Source organism: Blastococcus sp. SYSU DS0973, assembly GCF_054051055.1.
The window spans coordinates 52080-69683 of sequence record NZ_JBJHAN010000005.1 but is presented as its reverse complement, the minus strand read 5'-3'; the positions used below and the strand labels follow the sequence as shown (position 1 = coordinate 69683).

The following is a 17604-nucleotide window of genomic DNA, read 5'->3' as shown; positions in this document are numbered from 1 at the left end:
GCGGTGCGCGCATGACGGCGCGCGTCTTCCCGAGCAGTCCCGTCTTCGAGTCGCACGCCGAGCGGCTGTTCGCCGACGCGCTCCGCGACCAGCTACCCGACGACGCCGTCATGGTCTGCGGGCAGCGGTTCAGCGACCGGCGCGAGGACCGCGAGGCCGACGTCATCGTCGCCTGGCCGGGCTTCGGGATCGCCGTCATCGAGGTCAAGGGCGGCAGCGTCCACCTCCGCGGAGGTGAGTGGCGTCAGGTCGGCGGCGGGCTCGACAAGCAGATCCGCCCCGTCGAGCAGGCGCTGCGCTGCAAGTACCTGCTGCGTGACTACCTGCGTCGCGACCGTCGCTGGACCGCAGGGGACCCGCGGATGGTGCACCTAGTCGCCCTGCCGGCGACGACGCTGCCGGACGACTTCGCCGCCCCCGACGCGCCCCGCTGGATGGTGCTGGACAAGGCAGACCTGCCGCAGGCAGCGGCCAGGGTCGCGAGCGCGCTGCGGCAGTGGGAGAGCGACGTCGAGCCGCCGACGGCCGAGGACCTCGAGGCGTTCGTCGACTGCCTCGCCGGGGTCGGCATCCCGCAGCAGGAGCTGCTCGCGACGCTGCACGAGCGCGAGGCCGAGTGCGACCTGCTCACCCGCGACCAGGCGCGCGTCCTCGACTGGCTGCGCTCCAACCGGCGGGTCGAGGTGCGCGGCGGCGCCGGCTCGGGGAAGACCTGGCTCGCGCTGGAGAAGGCCCGCCGGCTGACGCTCGAGGGGGAGCGGGTCGCGGTGATGTGCTACTCCCGCGGCCTGGCCGAGTACCTCCGCCGCCGGGTCGAGATGTGGAAGCCGAAAGAGCGCCCGGCCTACGTCGGCACCTTCCACGGGTTGGGTATCGACTGGGGCGTCACCCCGGGGTCGGACGACGACAGCGGCTACTGGGAGGAGTACCTCCCCGAGCGGATGGTGGAGCTCGCCGGCGGGCTGGCCGTGGCCGACCGCTTCGACGCCATCGTCATCGACGAGGCGCAGGACTTCGCCGAGAGCTGGTGGCCGGCGGTCCTGGCCGCGCTGCGCTCCCCGGAGGACGGCTGCCTCTACGTGTTCGCCGACGAGGGGCAGCGGGTCTTCGCGCGCCAGGGCCGACCACCTGTCGCGCTGACGCCCTTCGACCTCGACGAGAACCTCCGCAACACCAAGCAGATCGCCGGCACGTTCGGCAGCCTCACCACCAGCCAGATGCGCTACCGCGGTGGCGACGGCGTCCCGGTGCGCTTCGTCCAGTGCGCCACCGACGATGCCATCGGTGCGGCGGACGACCAGGCGGCCGCCCTCCTCGACGCCGATTGGCCGGCCGAGTCGGTGGCGCTGCTGACCACCTACCGGCGGCACCCCGTCCAGGCGGAGCGCCAGACCGCCGGCCAGGACGCCTACTGGAACTCCTTCTGGTCCGACGACGACCTCTTCTACGGGCACGTGCTCGGCTTCAAGGGGCTGGAGCGGCCGGCGGTCGTCCTCGCGGTCAACGGCTTCCGGGACGAGGAGCGCGCCCGCGAGATGCTGTACGTCGGGCTGTCCCGCGCCCGCGACCTGCTGGTGGTCTGTGGCGACCTGGAGCTGATCCGGCGGGTGGGCGGCCACGCCGTCGCCCAGCGGCTCGCGCAGTCCTCCGGCTCCACGCCGACGGGCTGAGGGGGAGTCGTGGAGTTCGTGCAGGAGGGCGCTCGGTACTCGCTGGATGCGGAAGCCGTCCGGGCGGCGCTGCGCGGGGCCGCTCCTGACGAGGTGCGCACCCACTGGGTCGACGTCGAGGGCACGCGCTGGCCGCCGAAGCAGGTCCTCGCCCTGGCCACCGGGATGGAGCGGTCGGCGTTCACGTCGCACAGGGCGCTCGACGTCCTCGGCCGACTCGGCTTCCCGACGAGCCCGTGGAGGAGGAGCCAGGATGCCGAGGGGGTGGGCTCGACCACGGCGCAGGCCTCGGCCCCACTCCCGGGAGGGTCCGCCGGTGCGTCCGCGACAGCCGATCTCGGTGCCGACGTCGTCCTGGTGGGCTGCTCCGGCTCCAAGGCGACCGGCCCGGCGCCCGCCGCCGAGATCTTCACCGGGACCGCTTTCCGGAAGGCGCGTGATCGCGCCGTCCGGTCTGGCCGGCCCTGGTACGTCCTCAGCGCCAAGTTCGGCCTGCTCCACCCCGACGAGGTGGTCGCGCCGTACGACGTCTACCTGCCGAAGCAGTCGGCCCGGTACCGCAGCGCCTGGGGCGACTGGGTGGTGGCGCAGCTCGGCGAACGGCACGACCTCCGCGGCCTGACCGTGGAGGCGCATGCGGGCAGGGCCTACTGCGAGCCCCTCGTCGGCCCCCTCGCCCGGGCCGGCGGGACGCTGGTCCAGCCGCTCGTCGGACTCCGGCAGGGGGAGCGACTGGCCTGGTACGGCGGTTCGGCGGAGCTGCCCGCCGAGCTCGTGCCCGCGGCTGCCGACATTCCGGACGTCGCCTGGCTGCTGGACCAGCCAAACGCTGTGCCCCCGAGCGAGTTTCTCGCCGCCGGCCGCACGGCATCCGATCGGCCGGGTCTCTACAGCTGGTGGGCCGACGACCAAGGCGCCGACGAGCTCTCCGCCGGGCTCGGGCACCGCGTGCTTCCTGGCCTGATCTACGCCGGCCGGGCAGGCGGCGTCCGCCCGAACGGCGTCCGCTCGACCAACACGCTCTGGGGTCGGGTGGCCACCATGCACCTGGGCGGCAACCGCGACTTCTCGACGTTCCGCCTGACCCTGGCCTCCTGCCTCACCCGGCCTGGTGAACAGTCGATCTCCGAGGACGACCTCACGGCCTGGATGCAGGCGCATCTGCGGGTGGCCACGCTGCCGCTGCCCGCGGATCAGGTGACGACCGGCGAGGCCCGACTCCTCGAGCTCACCGACGCGCCGCTCAACCTGCGCGACGTTCCTCCCACGCCCCTGCGGAAGGCCTTGAGCGGACGACGCTCCGCGATCAGGAACCGGTAGGGCTGACCCCCGGTCAACGCGCCGGGGGCACCGCTTGGCCGGGTCCCACACGGACGAGGAAGGTGCCGGCCGAGGAAGTCTCGGCACCCAAGGTGCGCCGGTGTGGTGACCTCGTCGAGGGTCCGGCGCGCGTAGGCCAGCGCGCCAGCGCTCAGGCTGTGTCGTCGTCGTGCCACCGGGCCCATTCGTCGGTGGCCTTGCCCGCGGCGACGGCGTGGGCCCACTTCCCGCTCGCCTGCAGCCACAGCAGGATGTCGTGCAGCCGCAGGCGGGTGAGTGGCACGTCGTCCGGACCGTTCACCAGCCCTGCGAACGTCTTCTCCAGCGCATCGAACTGCTGAGCGTTCGCCGTGAGCTCCCGGTGGATGACGCCCCAGAGGCTGACGTCGTCATCCGTGTGGCGCCGTAGGAGCGGCGCGGTCACGTTGTCGATCAGAGGGAACAGCGTCGGCTGCTTGTGGTGGAGCAGCTTGTGGGTGAGCGCGGTCTTGATTCCCGTGGTCGCCGAGCACTCGCGCCAGGCGTCGGCCAGCTCTGCTCCCGTGGTCCCCGGCGGGGGCGTGCGACCCACCTCCACCTCGTCGAGGTCCCAGAACGACCGGCCCTCGGCGCGCTCGATCGCCGTCCGGACGTGCGGCCATGCCCGGTCGGCGGCGTGCTTCAGCGCCGTGATCGCGGTCTGGTCCATCTTCCCGTTGATGCCGTCCACCACGAGGACGTCCAGCCAGGCGAACTCGTCGTCGTCCGAGGGCAGCACGCAGTCGTAGACCCGGTAGGCGTAAGCCCGCACCCTGACGGTGACGCCGTCCGGGTGGCTGGGCGTCCAGGCGATCCGCAGGTCGCGCTCGGCACGGGCGTAGCCCACGACGGCGGCCAGCGTCTCGCCCCACGCGATCGGCTCGGCGGCCACGCTCGGCAGCCGGAAGGGTGAGTCCATGTCTTTCCCCCGTTCACGGGCCGCCGGCGACGGCCCGCGGGGGACCGTAGCCTCGCGCAGGGACACCGCGGCCGAGCCGCGCGGCCGGCCGGTTACGTCGACTCCGCCACCACGGCGAGATGACACCGGCCGGTCGGAGGCACGGGGCACCTCGTCACCACTGCGGAGGGCGATCCGGACGGGACGAGGCGGCAAGGTCGTGGTGCTCTTGGGGCCGGCGAAGCCCCAGGGGTGAAACGCGACGAGCCGCATCTGGAGGAGCGCATCCCGGCAGTCGGCCTGTGGCACGGTCCGTCGGTCAACTCTCGACCGCTCGTGCCCGACGCCTCGGCACGACGGTGGTCGGCCACGCACGAACACGGGGAATCACATGTCGCAGCCGCCGTACGGACCGCCTCCGCAGGTCCCGGACAACCACGGGCACCCGCAGTACGCCCAGCCCGCTTACGCCCCGGGACAGGCGCCTCCTCCTCCGCCGGGTGCCTGGTCTCCGAACCAGCCGCCGTACCCGCCGCAGGGTCAGCCGCCGTACCCGCCGCAGGGTCAGCCGCCGTACCCGCCGCAGGGCGGGTCGCCCACGACCCAGACCCCGCTTTACAAGCGGCCGTGGGTCATGGTGCTCGCCGGAGTCGTCGTGGTGGGCGCGATCGGCTCGGCGCTCGGTGGGGACCCTGAGGAGGCATCGACCGCCGCCGCTGTGACGACGACGGTCACCGCGACCGTCCCGGCTGAACCCGTGGCGGAGACTCCGGCAGCGGTGGCACCCGCGCCGGAGACCGTGGCACCTCCGACGGCCACGACGCCGGCCACCCCCGTCGTCGACTTCCCGATGCCGAACTTCGTCGGCATGGACCTGCAGTCGGCGCAGAACCTTCTGCAGACCAACCAGGTCTGGGTCAGCGTCTCTCACGACCTGCTGGGCAGCCGCAACCAGATGGTCGACTCGAACTGGCTCGTCTGCGACCAGAACATCCCCGCCGGTCAGCAGGTCACGGGCGACGTCGAGGGCCAGATCGACTTCGGCGTGGTGAAGCGGGGGGAGCTCTGCCCCTGATCGACCAGAGATGTCACCGCGGCGGTCGGCGTGCACGAGCGCGCCGTCCGCCGCGGCGTCTGAACCGAGCACCGTTGGTAGGAGTCAGCCGGGTTCCAGGAGCCGTTCCCCGCAGGGGATCCGACCGTGCGAAGTACTGGGCCGCGGCCATGTCCCAAGACCGGTCCGAGGTGGCGCGGGTCTGGTTGCGAAGACCGTCAGCACCTCCGGGGGACCGCCCCCTGTGATCGGTGGCCGAACCCGTCCTGCAGGGCCGGTTGGCGACGGGGCAATTCGTCAGCGGGCTTGGACGAGCAGTGGCTGGGCGACCTCGCCGATCGAGCCGCGCTCGTCGGAGAGCTCGCCGTGGCACAGCCCGATGCCGTCGGCGGCGATCTGCGTGCGGCAGGCCAGGTGCACCCACTCGCCGTCCGGCTCGCGGGTCAGGTGGGTCGTCATGCCCGGTGGGATGGACCACCAGCGGTCGATGGGCAGCTCCACGGAGATGCCGTTGGCGGCGTCGGCGGCGATGAGCGCGCGGTCGAGACCGGTGAGCGGCCGGCCGGCGACCAGGGGGACGCGCACCCGGGTCCAGACGTCGGCCGGTCCGGGCTCCTGCGGTGACCCGGCGGTGTAGCGCCACTCGATCGCCTGCCCGTAGCCCCAGTCGGGCAGGGCGAACAGCTCCTCGGGTGACGAGTCGGGGACGGCGGGTGGCGGGCTGAGCTCGGTGACCACCGGCGGCGTGGGCGGCCACTGCTGCAGCACCACACCTCCTGCCCCGCGCCCATCGGCGACCACAGGGTTCTCGTCACGGCGCTCGCCCCGCGCCAAGCCGTGCCGATACCTACGGAAGGCGCACGCGAGCACTCCTGCCCTTGCCCGGCGGTCACCCTTACGACGACGGCACCCTGTTCGACGTCTGAACGCGCGAAGCGAAAGGTCGAGATGGCACCCCTTGAGAACGTAGCCGCCCTGCTGGGTCAGGTTGCCGGCGTCTCCCGCATCGACGACTCCAGCGACAGGGTCGACTCCGTCGTGAGCACCGTCCTGCGCTGCGTCTACGACGGACAGCGTGCGGTTGGCGTCGGTACGGACAGCAAGACGCAGATCGGCGGGCTGCTGGACCTTGTCGACCTACACCTACACGGGGATGACACCGTCGAGGGGGTCCCTGTCTCCCCCGACGAGGTGACGCTGCTTCTCGCGGACGACGACTGGGACACCGAGGCCGAAGGGGCGCTGCGGACCCTCTCGGCCCAGCTCCGAGCCACGTTCCGGGTGAACCTGCGCCGCCTGACGAGCCGCGCGGAGATCCTCCCGATCAGCGGGCACGGTCTCGATGACATAGGTGATCACGAGAGGTACCGGTACACCGAATGGCTCGGATACCTCATGGATCTGGGGCAGCAGCCGCCTGCCCTCGTCGACCGGATCATGACCGGGGTCTCCCGCGACGAGTTCCGCGCCTACCCGATGCTGACCAACAAGGGGTGGTGGTCGCTGCGACTCGAGGGGCTCGAGGTCGCTCAGGTGGGCCCGCGCCTGGGCCGCCTCGACGTGGGCAAGGACTACCAAGGACGGCGCGGACCCGAGCGCACGATGTGGATGCAGTTCGTCCCGGACGGCCGGCTGGAGGTCACCGAATCCGCCTACTCCGTCGCGCGCGCCACGGAAGTCATCAACCGCTTCGCCGACGCCTGGCAGGACGTGCTGTCCGCAGGGGAGAAGCAGAACGAGCACGCCCTGGAGTCGCGGATCCTGCGCGGCGCCGTGCCGATCCGCACTTCGAGCGGCGTGCTGGAGACGTTGCGTCCCGTGAGGGATGGGGTGAGCTGGGGCAGCCAGTTCCCGACACGCTGGGGGCGCACCCCGTCCAACGCCGGTCGGTATCTCGATGCCCTGCTGCGCGACGGCTCCACGCCCTGGGCCATCGAGATCAAGATCGAAGGTTCGGGCGGAGTGGGCAACTACTACCGGCACGCGGTCGAGCAAGCGGTCCTCTACCGCCACTTCATCCGCCAGGCCACGTACCTCGCCCCCTGGTTCGAGCAGTTCGGCCTCGACCACGCCACGTGCCGTGCTGCCGTCGTCGTCCCCGAGATCCGCACGCAGCAGGCTCGCTGGCGCGATCGGCTCCAGCGGGTCTGCGAGGCCTTCGACGTCGAGCTCATCGAAGTGCCTCAGCGTGTCGCCCAGGCAGCGCCGCTGCGGTGATGGTGGAACACCGGCCCGGCGAGCACGTGGTCCGGTGGCTCATCGAGGCCCGTGAGTCCAACCCGACCGGCGTGTACGACGAGGTCTTCGCCGACGTGTCCACCCGCATCAGCACCAGTGGCAGCGCGGGCAAGTCGGACATCGGCGCGCTTCTCTTCTGGAGGCGACTGCGGGCCGACACACGGTGGGTAGCGGCGCTCAACCATGTGGCTGACTGGGATGTCCGGGAGGTCACCGCGTCGGCCGTCGCTGCCGCGCGTGACAACTCCGCTGAGGTGCCGGAAGCCGCCGCAGTCGCGCGCCGCGCGCCGGCGGTGCTCCCTGGATTCGCCTCCGGCGATGCGCTCGCATCGGCGCTGATCGCTGCGTCGGCCCCCGAGCGCATGGCGGTCTACGACCGCCGGGCCCATGCGGCGCTTCGCGATGCGATCGGGCGGGACATCGGGCGCCGGTCGGGTCGCTATCGCCGATACATGGACGAAGTCGACGATCTCCTGGCGCACATCCGTCCGCATCGCCCTCACTGGACTGCCCGAGACGTGGACCGGGCGCTCTACGGGCTCGGTGGTCGAGGACCGGCAGTTCCTCCCACGTAGCCGTGCGCTGAGCGCACCCGGCCGAGCGCTGCGGCGACCGGACCGGGCGAAGTGCCCGGCCGCCGCGACGTCCCAGGGCAGGCCGGACCTCAGCACGGCGCAGGTCCGGTTGCCGATGTCCGGCGGCTCCGCCTCCGCCCAGCGCAGGAACCGGTCGAACAGGTCCGCCTCGCCCACGCCGTCGCGCTCGACCAGCGACGCCGCCACGAGCAACGCCATCTGCGTGTCGTCGGTGAACTCGCCCGGCTCCCAGCCCAGCGAACCACCGCCGCACATCTCCGTCGTCGAGCCCCGGGCGGGCACCGGGGAGTGGGGGAGGACGCACATGGAGGGCCGAACCCGAACGGTGCACCGAGCGCGTCGCCGACGGCGGATCCGACCAGCGCGCCGGCGACGCGGTGGAAGCGATGCATGCGGCCCATCCACTCCCCGGGGAACACGGAACCTCAGCCCACCGCGGCGCGCGCCTCGGCGCGAGCCCCCGCCGGGTCCGTGGCATCGCGACGCACCGCGGCCGCAGCGGCCGGCGCCAGGCCCGCGATCAGCCCGACCATCCAGAGCCCGGTGCTCCACGGCGTCGAACCGACGACGAGGAAGACCACCGTGCCCACGACGACCGACGCCGCGGCCCACGTGGGGATCACCCCGGCCCGCCGGAGGCCGACAGCCTGCGGCAGGAATGCGAGCCAGCCCACGAGGAACGGCAGGAACAGCGCGAGCGCGAAGGGCGAGCCCTCCAGGCCGATCATCAGCTCGCCCGCCCACGGCTGGTCGGCGAACGGCGCGACCGCCAGGTTGGTGCCGTAGTAGCCCTGCAGGTGCACCATGTGCCCGAGCACGCCCAGCGCCGCGAGCACGGCTCCGGCCCAGGCCCACCGTGGGGCGCCACCGACGGACAGCCGCCAGATGGTCAGCAGCGCGGGCACCAGCAGCAGCGCTCCCGCGTAGGTGAGCGCTCCGGCGGCGGCGAACGCGCCGGAGTTGGCCGCTACCTGCTCGAGGTACTGAGCGGCCTGCTCGGGCCCGTACCCGGTGTCGACCATCCCGGCGGACGCCGAGCGATCCACCTCCGCCATGCGGACCTGGTCACCCAGACCGATCAGCAGCGGTGCCGCGACGATGCTCCCCGCCCCGAACCACGTGGCCTTCCGTGCCATGACGGCCTCCCTCGTCCCTGTCCGGTGGGCTCTCCACCGGCACGGTCCCGAGCGTGTCCGCGCCGGTTCCTGACGCGCGTCCCCCGCGGCGCACCCCGATCTCTCGCCGATCGGAGGACCTCCCGGTCCGACCGCAGGGGGATCCCAGGAGCCAGACGACGTTCTACGGTTTCCCGGGTGGACCTGATCCGGAGCTGGGGCGCGGAGCTCGGGGTCGCGCTCGCCTGCGGAGCGTGGGTGGCGGTCTTCGTGGCCGAACCGGAGCAGGCGCTGCTCCTCGGGCCGGCGACCGTCGTCGCCGTCCTGCCGTTCCGTCGCCGGCCGTTGCCCGCCGGGGCCGCGGCGGTCGCGTACCAGCTGCTCGCCTGGTCGGCCGGGGTGCCCCTGGAGAACCCGGCGCTCCTCGCCCCGCTCCTCGTGGTCGCCTTCGCCCTCCGCCGCTACGACACCAGCGCGTGGGGCCTCGTCCTGCTGGCCGGAGGGGTGGCGGCGGTCGTCGCCCGTCAGCCGACCGTCGCCAACCTGCTCTTCGTCGGCCTGCTCGTCGGCGGCACCGCCGCGTTCGGCGCGGCGGTCCGCCGGCGGGACGACGACGCGCGGGCGGCGGCGGCGACCGCCGCGGAGCTCCGCGACCGGGACCCGGCCGAGACCGCCCGCCGCGTCGTCGCCGAGGAGCGGGCCCGGTTGGCCGGCGAGACGCTGGACGTCGTCCGCCAGGCCGTGCTCGCGATGCGCCGGCACGCGGGAGCAGCCGAGCAGTCCCTCGCCACTGCCGACCTGGAGGCCGTCGGCACCGTGGGACGGCGGGCGGTGACCGAGCTCCGACGCCTGCTCGGCCTGCTCCGGCAGAGCCCGGAGCCCCGGCCACCGGAGGAACCGGCCGGGAGCCGGAACCGGCCCCGCCGCCGCAGGCTGGACGTCGGGGGTGCGGCGGTGCTGGCCGCCCTGGCCGCTCTCGAGACGACCGCACTGGAAGCGACCGGCAGGACCGGCGTCCTCGGGCCCCTGCTCGCCGCCGCGGTCTGCTGCTGCGTCGCGCTGCGCCGGGTGGACGCCGCCGTCGCCTGCCTGCTGGCCGCACTTCCGCCGGGCGTGGCCATGGCGGCGGGCGTCCCGCTGCCGGGAACTCTGTCGACCGTGCTGGCGTGGGCGCTGCTGTCCTGGTCGGCCGGTGCGGACGGCCGCCGGTGGAGCCTCGCGGCGCTGACCGTGCTGGCCGGGGCCACCACGGCCGACACCTTCCTGCACGCCTCGGAGAACGTGGCGGTCACCGTGGCGACGTTCGCGGTTCCCGCCGTCGCCGGCCTGCTGTGGATGTCCCGCGACCACGCCGGCCGGACGGCCGAGGCCGCCGCGACGACCCTCGAGGCCGCACAGCGGAGCGCGTCGACGCGCGCGGTCCAGGCCGAGCGGCAGCGGCTGGCGCGGGAACTGCACGACGTGGTGAGCCACGCGATCTCGGTCATGGTCGTCCAGGCCGGCGCGGCCCTGGCCCTCCGCACCAGCGAGCCGGCGCGGGCCCGGCAGGCGGTACGGGCCGTGGCCGATGCCGGTACCCGGGCGCTGGCGGAGCTCGACGTGCTCTTCGGGCTGCTCGACGGCGGCGCGGCCGGCGCCGAAGGACATGCCCTTCCGGCCCGGCCGCCGGGCCTCGCCCGTGCGCTCGGCGAACTCTCCGCCCGCATCGAGGGCGCCGGCGTCACCGTCCGGCTGCGCGTGCCGGAGGACCTGCCCACCGACGACGCCGTCGCGGAGTCCGTCCACCGGGTCGCCCAGGAGGCGCTCACCAACGCCGTCCGGTACGCGCCGGGTAGCCGCGTCGAGGTCACGGTCGACCGCGCCGGGGACCGACTGACGGTCACCGTGGTCGACGACGGCCCACGCAGCCGGCCTCCCGCATCGTCGTCCTCCGGTTTCGGGCTGGTCGGCCTGACCGAACGGGTCCGGGCGCTCGGTGGCGAGCTCGTCGCCGGACCGGAGCCCTCCGGCGGGTTCCGGGTGGCCGCGACCATGCCGGTGCCGTCGTCCCGGGCCGGCGTACGGCCGTGATCCGGGTGGTGATCGCCGACGACCAGGATCTCGTCCGGGGCGGGTTCGGCGCGATCCTCGCCGCCGAACCCGACATCGCCGTGGTGGGTGAGGCCGCGTCCGGGGCCGAGGCGGTGCGGGAGGCCGTCGCGCAGGAGGCGGACGTCGTCCTCATGGACGTGCAGATGCCCGGCAGCGACGGCATCGCCGCCACCGCGGCCGTGCTGTCGGCGCGGCCGCGGTGCCGGGTGCTGGTCCTGACCACCTTCGACCTCGACGAGTACGTCGCCGGCGCCCTCCGTGCGGGGGCCAGCGGTTTCCTGCTGAAGACCACCGCTCCCGCGGAGCTCGCCGCGGCGATCCGCGCCTGCCACGAGGGGGATCTGCTGTTCGCCCCGACGGTGACCCGCCGGCTGGTCGAGGCCTACCTGGCCGGGCCGGCGGCGCGCACCGGCTCCGGCGACCGCCTGCGGTCGCTCACCGAGCGGGAGACCGACGTGCTGGCCGCCATGGCACAGGGGCTCAACAACGCGGAGATCGCGGCGGCCCTGTACCTGGGGGAGGCGACCGTGAAGACCCACGTCACCCGGGTCCTGGCCAAGCTCGGGGTCCGCGACCGGGTGCAGGCAGTCGTGGTCGCCTATCAGAACGGCCTTCCGCCTGCCGCCCGGTGACCGCCGCCGGTCGACCCGCACGGATCGGGACCAGTGCCTCACGACGCCGGGACAGCGCCCGGCCCACCGTGTTCCTCGCCCCGCCGGGAAGGACCTGTCGGGAGAAGGAGGTACACCGATGACCGCTGAGCCCGTGTCCCCGGCTCTGTCGGCGACCACGCCCCGTGTCGACCCGATCCCCCGGCCCGCCCCCATCGGCCGCCGCGCCGCCGTCGTCGCCCTCACCGTCGGCGCGACGCTCAATCTCGCCGAAGCCCTCATCAACCGGATCGTCGGCGAGAGCTCTTCGGTCGAAGGCAGCCTCGAGGCCTACGCGGCGAATCCGACCCTCGCCCGGATCGGCCTCGTCCTCGGCACCATCGCCGTTCCGTTCCTGCTGCTCGGCCTGGTCGCCATGGCGCAGCTGATCCGTCCCCGCATGCCCAAGCTCGGCACGACCGCCATGGTCTTCGGCTTCGTGGGCGCCCTGGGCTTCTTCGGCATCCACGTCGTCGGGATCTATGACTACGCGGCGGCCGACCAGCCCGACCGCGAGGCCATGGTCGCCCTCGTCGAGTCGGCGCAGAACAGCCCGCTCGCCCTGCTGGTCCTGGTGCCGTTCCTGCTCGGCATGGCCGGCTCGGTGCTGCTCACCTCGATCGGCTACCTGCGCACCCGCGTCGTGCCGATCTGGATCCCCGTCGTCCTCCTGGTCTTCCTGGTCGTGGACTTCGGCGGCTTCCCCACCGGACCGGTCGACCCGCACTGGCTGTTCGTCGCCGCCTCGTTCGGCGTCGCCGTCCTGATCGCCAAGCAGACCGACCGGCAGTGGTGGCTGGCCCGCGCCACGGAAGAGGCAACCCCCTGATCAGCGGGCCCGCATTCCGTTAGCGTCGCCCCGCGAGGTGGTCCAGCCAGTGCTCCGACGACGCGCAGCCCCGACGAGCCGGGCCGCCACCACGGTGGCCCGGCTCTCGGCCGTGGCCGCCGTCGGCTGGCTCGTCGCCGGCCTGATCGCGCACGCCGCCACCCCGGCAGCCGAGCGCGCGGACCTCTTCGCCAGCCCCGAGCCGGTGGTCGGCCCCGCCATGGCGATCGTCGGCGCCGTCCTGCTGGGACGGGTGCCCGGCCACCGGGTCCTGCAGCTGATGACGGTCATCGGGTGCGTCGCATGCGTGTACGCCGGCTCCGTCGGGCTCGCCGTCCACGGCTTCACCGGCAGTGACGACCCGGCGTTGGTCTTCCGGATCGCCGCCTGGCTCACCCTCTGGACCTGGGTGCCGTCGTTCGTCTCGTTCGTCACCCTCCTTCCGCTGATCTTCCCGGGCGGACGGTTGCTGTCCCGCCGCTGGCGCCCGGTCGCGATCACCGCGCTGGCGCTGATCGCCACGATGTCGCTGCTCACCGCTTTCACCGGCATCCAGCCCGAGAGGGACCAGCCGCCGAACCCCCTCGCCGTTCCGGTTCCCGAGCCGTTCCTGGACGCCGCCCAGACGGTCCTCAATCCGTTGCTCCCGGTGGTCGCGGTGCTCGCCCTCGCGAGCCTCGTCCTGCGGTTCCGGCGGGCCGATCCCGACGGACGGCGGCAGATCGCCTGGGTCGGCTACGCGCTGGCCCTGGCGGTGCTGGCCTCCTTCGTCGCACCCGCTCCGGTGAACCTCGTCGCCACCCTCGCCGTGCCGCTCGCCATCGGCATCTCCGTCGTCCGCTACCGGCTGTTCGGCATCGACGTCGTCGTCAACCGCACATTGGTCGGGACGGCGCTGCTCGCCGCCTCGGCGCTGGTCTACGTCGCCGTGGTCGGCTGGCTGGGCGGCATCAGCGGCACCGGCGACTCGGTCGTCGGGTTCGTCGGCGCGGTCGCGGTCGCCGCCGTCTTCCACCCGCTCTACGTGCGCATCCAGCGCGCCGTCGACCGGCTCCTGCACGGCCTCCGCGGCGACCCCTACCGGGTGCTCGGCCGCATCACCGAACGCCTCCGCCGCGCCGGCTCGCCACGCTCGGCACTCACCCAGGCCGTCGCGGCGATCGCCGAAGACCTCAAGCTGCCTGCGGTCGCCGTCACGGTCGACCGGCCCGACGCGCCGCCGGTCGTCGAGTCCGTCGGCGACCCGGCCCGAGCCGTGCACCAGTTCTCACTGCTCTGGCACGGCGACGTCGTCGGCACCCTGTCCGTCGCCCACCGCCCCGGTACCGACGGGCTCGACCCGGTCGACTCAGCACTGCTGGAGGACCTCGCCGCGCAGCTCGCCGCCGTCGGGTTCGCGCTGCGGCTGGTCACCGACCTCGAGCGCTCCCGCGACCGGCTGGTCACCGCCCGCGAGGAGGAACGCCGGCGGATCCGCCGCGACCTGCACGACGGGCTCGGCCCCCAGCTGGCCTCGGCCGTCATGGCCCTGGACGTCGCCTCGCGCGCTCTCGGCCGGGAGCCGGAGCGGGCAGCCCCGCTCGTGACCACCGCCCGCGACCAGCTCCAGGAGGCGGTCGGCGACGTGCGCCGCATCGTGCACGACCTGCGCCCACCCGCGCTCGACGACCTCGGCCTGCTCGGTGCCCTGCGGGCCACCGGCCCGGCGCTGTTGGACGACGGCCCGCCGAAGATCAGCATCGAGGGCAGCGGCCCGCTCGACGACCTGCCCGCCGCCGTGGAGGTGGCCGCCTACCGGATCGCGCAGGAGGCCCTGACCAACGCCGTCCGCCACGCCGGTGCCGAGCACATCGACGTCCGGCTGCGCGGGGAAGCGGACGCCCTCGCCGTCGAGGTCGTCGACGACGGCCGCGGCTGCCGGGACGACGCACCGCCCGGCCTCGGCCTGCGGTCGATGCGCGACCGCGCCACCGAGCTCGGCGGCACCTGCCAGGTCACGCCCGCCCCCGGCGGTGGCACCCGGGTGAGCGCCGTCCTGCCGCTGGAGGGAGTCGCATGACCCGCGTCGTCATCGCCGACGACCATCCCGCCTTCCGAGCCGGGCTCAAGGTGCTGCTGCAGGACAGCGGCGTGGACGTCGTCGCCGAGGCCGCCGACGGGCTCGCCGCGGTGGACGCCGTCGTCGAGACCCGCCCCGACGTCGCGCTGCTCGACCTGCAGATGCCCGGGCTGACCGGCGTCGAGGTGACGAAGCGGCTGCAGGAAGTCGCTCCTGGCACCCGGGTGCTCGTGCTGACCATGATCGAGGCGGACGAGACGGTGCTCGCCGCCATCCGCGCCGGCGCCTGGGGGTACCTGCTCAAGGGAGCCGGCCAGGCGGAGATCGAGCGGGCAGTGCGATCGGTCGCCGACGGCCAGGTCGTCTACGGGGCGGGCGTCGCGGAGCGGGTGCGGGCATTCTTCACCGCGAGCACCGGCGCGGCGCTGCCCCCGCTCCCGGAGCTTTCGGAGCGGGAGCGGGAAGTGCTCGTCCTCGCGGCTCAGGGTCGCGCCAACGCCGACATCGCCCGGCGGCTGTTCCTGTCGGAGAAGACCGTGCGCAACCACGTGTCGAGCATCTTCGCCAAGCTCGGCGTTGGCGACCGCGCCGCCGCCGTGGCCCGCGCCCGCGACGCCGGTCTGGGCGTGTAGGCCGAGGAGCGGCCGTCCAGGCGGCTTACAGGGCCTGATCGCCCTCGGTCGCCCCGCGCCGCGCTTCCAGGTGCTCGAGTGCGGCGGCGAAGCTGTCGTTCCACAGCCCGAGGTGCGGCCAGCGTTCGGCCACGTGCGCCGTCGCCTCGGCGACCGACATCCCCTTCTCGCGGACCAGCCAGCCGCGCAGCACCAGCCCGGTGCGGGAGGCGCCGCCGTGGCAGTGCACCAGCAGCCGGTGTCCTTCGTCCTGCAGCGCGGCCATGTCGTCCAGGACGTCGGCGAGCATGACGTCGAGGTCGGCGTTGTGCTCGTTGTCGGCGATGTAGGCCATCCGGTGCACCGGGTGGGGGAACGGCTCGCCCAGCCGGCACAGCGAGATGACGGCGAAGTCGTCGTCGCTGTACCGGGCGCCGTCGAGGTTGCCGGCCCAGATGCCGGGCAGGACCTCTGCTGGGCCGATGCGCGGGATCACGCCCGGGTCGTAGTTCTGCTGCACCCCGCCGTCCAGCGCCGCCGCCAGTTGCTGCAGGTCGGACAGGCGCCACACCTTGTCGCCGTGGCCGGGCACCTGGCCGTGCACCGCCGACGCCCACCGGCTCGGGATGCCGCCCATCCCGTACACGGCCCCGGCCAGCCCGCCGGCCACGCAGGCCACCGTGTCGGTGTCCCCGCCGAGGTCGATGACCAGCCGCAGCACCTCGGCGAAGTCACGCCCGTTCCGCAGCGCCCACACCGCTTGGCCCAGCGTCGGCCACACCGCACCGTTCGACTCGGTGGCCCGGTCGGGCGTCCAGTCCGGTGCCAGAACTGCCGCCCACCCCTCCCGATGCTCGGTCAGCACTGCCTCCAGCGCCGTCGGGATCGCCGTCAGCGGGTCGCCTCCGTCCAGCGCCACCCGCATCAGCTCGTGGTAGATCGCGCAGCCCTCTCCGGCCGACGGGTCGCCGTGGGTCAGCGCCGATATCCGCCGGGCGGCGTCCATGGTTTCCTCGCGCCCCTCCCGGGAGAACCGGATGGCCGCCGGCGTCGTCCGCATCAGCGAGCCGTTGCCGGCCGCGTGACCCGACCGCGCGAAGTGCTCGACCGCGGCAACATCCCACGGCCGGCCGGAGCCGAGGACGGCCCGGGTCTGGTTGCCGATGTCCGGCGGCCCCGCCTCGGCCCACGCGCGGAACCGGTCGAAGACATCGGCCTCGTCGAGGCCGCCGCGCTCCACCAGCGACGTCGCCACCAGCAGCGCCATCTGCGTGTCGTCGGTGAACTCACCCGGCTCCCAGTCGAGTGAGCCGCCTCCGCACATCTCCGTCTTCGAGCCACGCGCCGGCACCGGGAAGCGGGTGGAGAACTGCCCGGGCGGGCCGAACTCGAACGGGGCGCCGAGGGCGTCGCCGACGGCGGAGCCGACGAGCGCGCCGGCCACTCGGTGGGAGCGGTGCATGCGCTGGGTCACTCAGGCATCCTCGCCGACGGCGGTGCCGCGCGTGCGTGCGACGCAGGATGAGGCTCGTGGCGTCGTCAGCGGGCCTGGACGAGCAGCGGCTGGGCGACCTCGCCGATCGAGCCGCGCTCGTCCGAGAGCTCGCCGTGGCACAGCCCGATGCCGTCGGCGGCGATCTGCGTGCGGCAGGCCAGGTGTACCCACTCGCCGTCCGGCTCGCGGGTCAGGTGGGTGGTCATGCCCGGTGGGATGGACCACCAGCTGTCGATGGGCAGCTCCACGGAGATGCCGTTGGCGGCGTCGGCGGCGATGAGTGCGCGGTCGAGACCGGTGAGCGGCAGGCCGGCGACGAGTGGGACGCGCACTCGGGTCCAGACGTCGGCCGGCCCGGGCTCCTGCGGCGATCCGGCGGTGTAGCGCCAGTCGATGGCCTGCCCGAAGCCCCAGTCGGGCAGGCCGAACAGCACCTGCGGCGAGGAGTCGGGGACGGCGGGTGGCGGGTTGAGCTCGGTGACCACCGGTGGGGTCGGTCCGACGGCGAGCGACCACACGCGGGCGACGGCGACCGTGCGGCCCTCCACCGTCATCACGGCCTCGGTCAGGTCGATCCGCCGCCCCGGGCGGACGGAGGACACCTCGACGGCGAGCTCGCGGCGGGGGATGGCGCCGAAGAAGTCGACGCTGATCCGGGCCGGGCGGGAACCGGCCCCGGTCGCTCGGGCGGCGTCGGCCGCGAGGTGGGCCAGCAGTGCGGACGGCGGTCCGCCGTGCTGGGCGCTGTGGTCCCACGGGCTCTCGGTGGCCCGGGTGGGCGCGAAACGGTTGTCGCCCAGCGGCAGGTAGAAGGCCTCGAACTCCATGCCCGGCAGTCTGGCCGAGGCGGTCACCCGGGGATCGGGCGGACGTGCCATCGCCCGATCGGGTGTCGCTGCACCGGCCGGCTCTGCGGATGGCCGCTCGCTGTCGGTGGTGCCTGTCATGGTCCGCCCCTGC

Annotated in this window: 15 protein-coding genes and 1 pseudogene; 10 read left to right on the top strand and 6 right to left on the bottom strand. The window is 73.7% G+C overall.

From position 1 onward, the window contains the following. The first annotated feature begins 11 nt into the window (after positions 1-11). The gene (locus ACI791_RS10590; RefSeq protein ID WP_456586012.1) at positions 12-1670 is read left to right on the top strand and encodes an NERD domain-containing protein; all 1659 of its coding nucleotides are present in this window, start codon (positions 12-14) and stop codon (positions 1668-1670) included. A gap of 9 nt (positions 1671-1679) precedes the next feature. Then, the gene (locus ACI791_RS10585; protein ID WP_456586011.1) at positions 1680-2990 is read left to right on the top strand and encodes a DUF6884 domain-containing protein; all 1311 of its coding nucleotides are present in this window, start codon (positions 1680-1682) and stop codon (positions 2988-2990) included. Positions 2991-3141: 151 nt separating this feature from the next. On the opposite strand, the gene ACI791_RS10580 is transcribed toward ACI791_RS10585, so the two are convergent. Further along, a complete protein-coding gene (locus ACI791_RS10580; protein WP_456586010.1) occupies positions 3142-3927 on the bottom strand; it encodes a DUF6308 family protein in 786 nt (261 codons plus the stop codon). A gap of 613 nt (positions 3928-4540) precedes the next feature. Here ACI791_RS10580 and ACI791_RS10575 point away from each other — a divergent pair. Next, positions 4541-4981, top strand: coding sequence for a hypothetical protein (locus tag ACI791_RS10575; protein ID WP_456586009.1), 441 nt, complete (start codon positions 4541-4543; stop codon positions 4979-4981). A gap of 276 nt (positions 4982-5257) precedes the next feature. Here the strand turns inward: ACI791_RS10575 and ACI791_RS10570 are convergent, their stop codons facing one another. Beyond that, the gene (locus tag ACI791_RS10570; protein ID WP_456586008.1) at positions 5258-5728 is read right to left on the bottom strand and encodes a hypothetical protein; all 471 of its coding nucleotides are present in this window, start codon (positions 5726-5728) and stop codon (positions 5258-5260) included. 270 nt (positions 5729-5998) lie between these two features. Between ACI791_RS10570 and ACI791_RS10565 the strand changes: the two genes are divergently transcribed. After that, complete coding sequence (locus ACI791_RS10565) at positions 5999-7177, top strand: hypothetical protein (RefSeq protein WP_456586007.1); 1179 nt, start codon at positions 5999-6001, stop codon at positions 7175-7177. Next, positions 7174-7773: a hypothetical protein gene (locus ACI791_RS10560; protein WP_456586166.1), complete on the top strand. Its 600-nt coding sequence runs from the start codon at positions 7174-7176 to the stop codon at positions 7771-7773. The genes ACI791_RS10565 and ACI791_RS10560 overlap by 4 nt, the downstream gene beginning before the upstream one ends. A gap of 72 nt (positions 7774-7845) precedes the next feature. On the opposite strand, the pseudogene ACI791_RS10555 reads toward ACI791_RS10560, so the two are convergent. Together ACI791_RS10555 and ACI791_RS10550 are read right to left on the bottom strand one after the other, a co-directional pair. Then, a pseudogene (locus tag ACI791_RS10555) lies at positions 7846-8049 on the bottom strand (ADP-ribosylglycohydrolase family protein); the annotation flags it as partial. A gap of 170 nt (positions 8050-8219) precedes the next feature. Further along, positions 8220-8930, bottom strand: a complete 711-nt coding sequence (locus ACI791_RS10550; protein ID WP_456586006.1) for a hypothetical protein — start codon at positions 8928-8930, stop codon at positions 8220-8222. Positions 8931-9107: 177 nt separating this feature from the next. On the opposite strand from ACI791_RS10550, the gene ACI791_RS10545 reads away from it, so the two are divergent. The 5 genes from ACI791_RS10545 (at position 9108) to ACI791_RS10525 (ending at position 15170) form a co-directional block, all read left to right on the top strand. Then, positions 9108-10979 carry a sensor histidine kinase gene (locus ACI791_RS10545; RefSeq protein WP_456586005.1) on the top strand — a complete coding sequence of 624 codons (1872 nt, stop codon included), beginning with the start codon at positions 9108-9110 and terminating at the stop codon, positions 10977-10979. Beyond that, positions 10976-11632 carry a response regulator gene (locus ACI791_RS10540; RefSeq protein WP_456586004.1) on the top strand — a complete coding sequence of 219 codons (657 nt, stop codon included), beginning with the start codon at positions 10976-10978 and terminating at the stop codon, positions 11630-11632. The genes ACI791_RS10545 and ACI791_RS10540 overlap by 4 nt, the downstream gene beginning before the upstream one ends. A 118-nt stretch (positions 11633-11750) precedes the next feature. Then, complete coding sequence (locus ACI791_RS10535; RefSeq protein ID WP_456586003.1) at positions 11751-12479, top strand: DUF6796 family protein; 729 nt, start codon at positions 11751-11753, stop codon at positions 12477-12479. A 49-nt stretch (positions 12480-12528) separates the two neighbouring features. Continuing rightward, the gene (locus tag ACI791_RS10530) at positions 12529-14538 is read left to right on the top strand and encodes a sensor histidine kinase (protein ID WP_456586002.1); all 2010 of its coding nucleotides are present in this window, start codon (positions 12529-12531) and stop codon (positions 14536-14538) included. After that, positions 14535-15170, top strand: a complete 636-nt coding sequence (locus ACI791_RS10525; RefSeq protein WP_456586001.1) for a response regulator — start codon at positions 14535-14537, stop codon at positions 15168-15170. The genes ACI791_RS10530 and ACI791_RS10525 overlap by 4 nt, the downstream gene beginning before the upstream one ends. 25 nt (positions 15171-15195) lie before the next feature. Here the strand turns inward: ACI791_RS10525 and ACI791_RS10520 are convergent, their stop codons facing one another. Both ACI791_RS10520 and ACI791_RS10515 read right to left on the bottom strand, forming a co-directional pair. After that, positions 15196-16623: an ADP-ribosylglycohydrolase family protein gene (locus ACI791_RS10520; RefSeq protein ID WP_456586000.1), complete on the bottom strand. Its 1428-nt coding sequence runs from the start codon at positions 16621-16623 to the stop codon at positions 15196-15198. Positions 16624-16688: 65 nt separating this feature from the next. Further along, positions 16689-17471 carry a thioesterase family protein gene (locus ACI791_RS10515; protein WP_456585999.1) on the bottom strand — a complete coding sequence of 261 codons (783 nt, stop codon included), beginning with the start codon at positions 17469-17471 and terminating at the stop codon, positions 16689-16691. Positions 17472-17604 lie beyond the last annotated feature (133 nt).